Origin of the sequence: Streptomyces sp. NPDC127092 (assembly GCF_042722475.1) — a bacterium.
Taxonomy (GTDB): Bacteria; Actinomycetota; Actinomycetes; order Streptomycetales; family Streptomycetaceae; genus Streptomyces.
Genome location: NZ_JBHXFE010000091.1, coordinates 1 through 4327, shown reverse-complemented (window position 1 = coordinate 4327; position 4327 = coordinate 1). Strand labels below are relative to the sequence as shown.

The 4327-nt window shown below is 64.1% G+C and carries 5 protein-coding genes and 1 pseudogene; 3 read left to right on the top strand and 3 right to left on the bottom strand.

What is annotated here, in order from left to right:
• The 3 genes from ACFWJO_RS37095 to ACFWJO_RS37085 form a co-directional block, all read left to right on the top strand.
• Window positions 1-402 (top strand): metal ABC transporter ATP-binding protein (locus ACFWJO_RS37095; RefSeq protein WP_386872512.1); only part of this gene is annotated, 402 nt, incomplete at its 5' end.
• Entirely contained in the window at window positions 402-1277 is an 876-nt protein-coding gene (locus ACFWJO_RS37090) for a metal ABC transporter permease (protein WP_041103446.1), read from the top strand. The genes ACFWJO_RS37095 and ACFWJO_RS37090, both read left to right, overlap by 1 nt.
• Window positions 1278-1288: 11 nt before the next feature.
• On the top strand, window positions 1289-1981 hold the full coding sequence (locus ACFWJO_RS37085; RefSeq protein ID WP_386872509.1) for a metal-dependent transcriptional regulator: 693 nt from the start codon (window positions 1289-1291) through the stop codon (window positions 1979-1981).
• Window positions 1982-1986: 5 nt separating this feature from the next.
• On the opposite strand, the gene ACFWJO_RS37080 is transcribed toward ACFWJO_RS37085, so the two are convergent.
• From ACFWJO_RS37080 to ACFWJO_RS37070, 3 genes and pseudogenes are all read right to left on the bottom strand, one after another.
• Complete coding sequence (locus tag ACFWJO_RS37080) at window positions 1987-2667, bottom strand: metal-dependent transcriptional regulator (RefSeq protein WP_041103449.1); 681 nt, start codon at window positions 2665-2667, stop codon at window positions 1987-1989.
• 218 nt (window positions 2668-2885) lie between these two features.
• Window positions 2886-3101: pseudogene (locus ACFWJO_RS37075) on the bottom strand (integrase core domain-containing protein); the annotation flags it as partial.
• A gap of 16 nt (window positions 3102-3117) precedes the next feature.
• On the bottom strand, window positions 3118-4188 hold the full coding sequence (locus tag ACFWJO_RS37070; protein ID WP_041103455.1) for an IS110 family transposase: 1071 nt from the start codon (window positions 4186-4188) through the stop codon (window positions 3118-3120).
• Between the last annotated feature and the right edge of the window lie 139 nt (window positions 4189-4327).

Genomic DNA, 4327 nt, shown 5'->3' with positions numbered 1-4327 from the left:
AAGAAAGCCGACCACGACGCCGTCGACCACGCCTTGGAGCGGGTGGAGCTCACTGAGTACGCGGACCGGCAGATTGGGCAGCTCTCCGGTGGCCAGAAGAAGAGGGCGTTCGTGGCCAGGGGGATCGCCCAGGGCGCGTCGATCCTGCTGTTGGATGAGCCGTTCGCCGGGGTCGATAAACGCTCCGAGGCCACGATCACCCGGCTGCTGCGCGAACTCGCCGACGACGGGGCGACGATCCTCGTCTCCACCCACGATCTCCACGCCCTGCCCGCCCTGGCTGACGAAGCCGTGCTCCTGATGCGCCGCGTGCTCATACACGGCGACCCTGATGAGGTACTCCGGCCCGACAACCTTGCTCTGGCCTTCGGGCTGGACGTCCTGAACCGAGGCGACAACTGATGAACCTGATCGACTTCTTCCTCGAGCCGCTCAGCTACGACTTCATGGTGCGCGCCCTCGCGACCACCCTGATCGCCTCGATCGTGTGCGCGGTGCTCTCCTGCTGGCTCGTCCTGATCGGCTGGTCGCTCATGGGCGACGCCGTCTCCCACGCCGTCCTCCCTGGGGTCGTGCTCGCCTACATCGTCGGCGCACCCTTCGCCCTCGGAGCGGTGATCTTCGGGTTCCTCGCGGTCGCCCTCATTGGCGCGGTGAGGGACACCAGTCGGGTCAAGGAGGACGCTGCGATCGGGATCGTGTTCACGACACTGTTCGCTCTGGGGCTCGTGCTGATCTCCGTGACCCCGTCGCAGACCGACCTGAACCACATCATCTTCGGCAACCTGCTCGGCGTGTCCTGGGCCGACCTCATCCAGGTCATCATCCTCGGCGCGATCACCTTCACGATCCTCGTCACCAAGCGCCGCGACTTCACCCTCTACGCCTTCGACCCCACCCACGCCCACGCCATCGGACTGAATCCGAAGATCCTCGGCGCGGCGCTCCTCGGTCTCCTCGCGCTCACCGCCGTCGTCGCCCTCCAGGCCGTTGGCGTCATCCTGGTCGTGGCGATGCTCATCATCCCGGGAGCTACCGCATACCTACTCACGGACCGGTTCGGGCGCATGCTCGTTATCGCTCCCGTGATCTCCGCAGCCTGCGCCGTCGTCGGCCTGTACTTGAGCTACTACCTCGACACCGCCTCCGGTGGCATGGTCGTCCTCGCGCAGGGAGCCGTGTTCGCGCTCGTCTACTTTTTCAGCCCCCGGCACGGTCTCATCGGAACCCGGATCATGAGCACACGCCGCAGACGGGCACTCGTTTCCGCTCAGTAGGGGTATCCCGCATGCGCGGCAAGAGCGACCGGTCAGGGACCAGAGCACGCTATCTCCGTGCCATCTGGTCCCTGACTGAGAACAGTGACGCTCCGGTTACGGTGACGGGCATTGCCCGTGCGCTGAGTTTCGTGCCGGGGAGCGTGTCCGAACAGGTGAAGCGACTCGTCGATGACGGTATCATCGACAAAGAACGGTACAAAAGCCTTTCCCTCACTCCTACGGGACACCTCGAAGCGATGCGGGCAGTGCGGACGAACCGGATACTTCGGTGCTTCCTCCACGACGCCCTCGACCTGCCCTGGAGCGAACTCGCCGCCAATGCCGACGCATTGGAAGCCAGCAGCTCACCCCGCTTCCTCCAGCGAATCGAAGCCTCCCTCGACCAGCCCACCCACGACCCCTACGGGCAACCCATCCCCACCCCAGACGGTCACATCGAATCCCGCCGAGATGCCCGTCTGCGGGAACTCGCACGCCCGCGATGGGCTCCCGTGAGGATCACGCGCGTCGCCGACGCACCACTCGAAACACTGGTCTTCCTCGACGAGCGACACCCTCGCCCCGACACACGGTCACGCATCCAGGCCTGCACAGCGGAAAACGACATCATCAAGGTCCGCTCGGCGGAATGGCATGGCACGTTGCTCCCTGCCGGAGCAGGCGTGCTCCATGCATCACTCCACGACGAAGCTGCGCGGTGACCGCATCAACTGGCCACGACAGACACATAGAGTGCATCTGTCGCCGAACGCCCCAGTGCTACCGAGGTGTCCGATCCCGTAACTCGCGCGTCCAGCGCGTCCGAGAACGGGGCACCTTCGCCGATCTCCAGCGTTGATCCGATTACGAAACCATGCTCTTCGAAGAACTGCAGCAGCGCCGGGTCCGAGTCCGAAATACGCTCGACCACCACCCGGTGCCCCGCCCCGACTCCGGTCAACTGTGTCGCATCCGGGATCTGCACCGTCCCGTCAGCGGACGGGATCGGGTCACCATGAGGATCGCGGGTGGGGAACTCCAAGAACTCATCGATCCGGTCGATCATGAAATCCGACACCGCATGCTCAAGGTGCTCAGCCTCATCATGCACCTGATCCCACGAGTAGCCCAAGACACTGACGAGGAACGACTCGATCAACCGATGCCGACGTACCATCGCCAGCGCGTAGGAGCGCCCCGTCTCCGTCAACTCCACCGACCCGTAAGGAGCATGCTCGACAAGACCCTGCGTAGAGAGCTTACGGACAGCATCAGAGACCGACGAGAGCTTCAATCCCGTCCGCTCCGCGATCAGCGTCGGCGTCACCGGCACCGACGACCACTCCGTCAGACCCCACACAGCCTTCAAATAGTTCTGGGTGCTCGCGGACAACTCAGAGACGGACATGACCTCAGAATATCCTCGAACATGCAACTACGCCGTGGCCCCGTTTGAAAGCACGGAGGTGAGATGGCGCAAGGTCGTTCGTCGCCAGAAGCTCCGCGACCACGGCTCGGCTACCGGTCCAGCCGTGACTGGACCAGCGGAACATACGATGCATCCTTCTCGAAGCACAGCACGCGATAGCCATCGCTGACTGAAGCGCCCTGGGTTTCGTTCCGAGGTCAGGACGCAACGGGCGCTGAATCCTGGTCGTGAGTGTAGGCCGTCTCAACTTCTGCGGGAGTGCGGTAGCCGAGGGTCTCGTGGAGGCGGGTGGTGTTCCACCAGTGCACCCACCCCATGGTGGCCAGCTCCACCGCCTACACGGACTCCCAGATCCGCTTGGAGTGGATGAGTTCGGCCTTGTAGAGCCCGTTCACGGTCTCGGCCAGGGCGTTGATGCTCCTATAGTTGTCAACTCGCGATCTGACCGGTGCGAGGGTTGGTCTTCACGAGGTGGTATACCTCGCGGATCACGTACCTCTTGAGGCAGCGAATGATGTCTCGCTTGGACTTGCCCTCCGCGGTGCGTCGTGCCACGTAGGCGATCGTGGGCTCATGGAAGCGCATCCGCACGATGACTGTCCTGTAGATGGCTGCGTTCAGCTGACGGTGACCGCCATGATTGATCCGATGTTTTCCGCTGCTCATCCCTGAGCCTGTAGGCACGGGGCTGATGCCGGCGAGCTTGGCGAATGCTGCCTCGCTCTTGATCCGTTCGGGATTGTCCCCGGCCACGATGAGGATCTCCGCTGCCGTGTCCACGCCGATCCCGAACTGGTCGAGCAGGTGCGGCGCACGCGCGATCACGAGCCCCTTGATCATGGCCTCGAGCTCGAGGATCTCCTCGTTTAACGACAGCCACCGCCTGGCCAGCGACCGGAGCACATGACGATTGGCCTCCTCCGGCGTGCTCAGCGCGCGGGGGCGCAGGGAAGCGCAGCGGCGGGCGATCATCTTCTGCGTCTTCCCCTGCAGTACCTTGCGTAGATTTTCTTCGGCGTGCACGAGCATCGCCTTCAACGTGATCATCGCTGCAGAGCGGTCTTTGACCGCAGTGTCGTGAGCGACTTTGAGCTGACGGATCATTTCCACGCTCCCGTCGGCGCTCTTGGGCGTGGCGGTAGCGAAACCCGCGAGGACTGCGCGGGCCGCGTTCTCAGCGTCCAAGGTGTCGGACTTCCCGTTCAACCGACGCAGGCGTCGGTCTGGGCGCGAGACTTCCACGACCTTGTGCCCCTGGCGACGGATGTACGAGGCCAGACCAGCCCCGTAGGAGCCTGTGCCCTCGATGCCGAACGCGATGATGGTGCCGTAGTCCGCGGCCCATTCCAGTAGCTGCTGGTAACCGGCACGGTCGGTGGCGATCGTGCCGGTCGCGAGAATCCCACCGATCGAGTCCATGACGGCGGCCACGTGGATGTGCTTGTGGGTGTCCACGCCGATCACGACGTGACCGGAACGGGTGGGGGCGATCTGGCTCATGTACGAGGCTGTCCTTCGGCTACGGGTGCGGGGGCGGCACCGACGCCGGTGGGCGGACAGGACTGTCACGGGGACACGGTCACGAAAATGCTCCAGGCTCCTATCAGGTCACGCCCGGACCGGCGGCAGTGGTCGTACG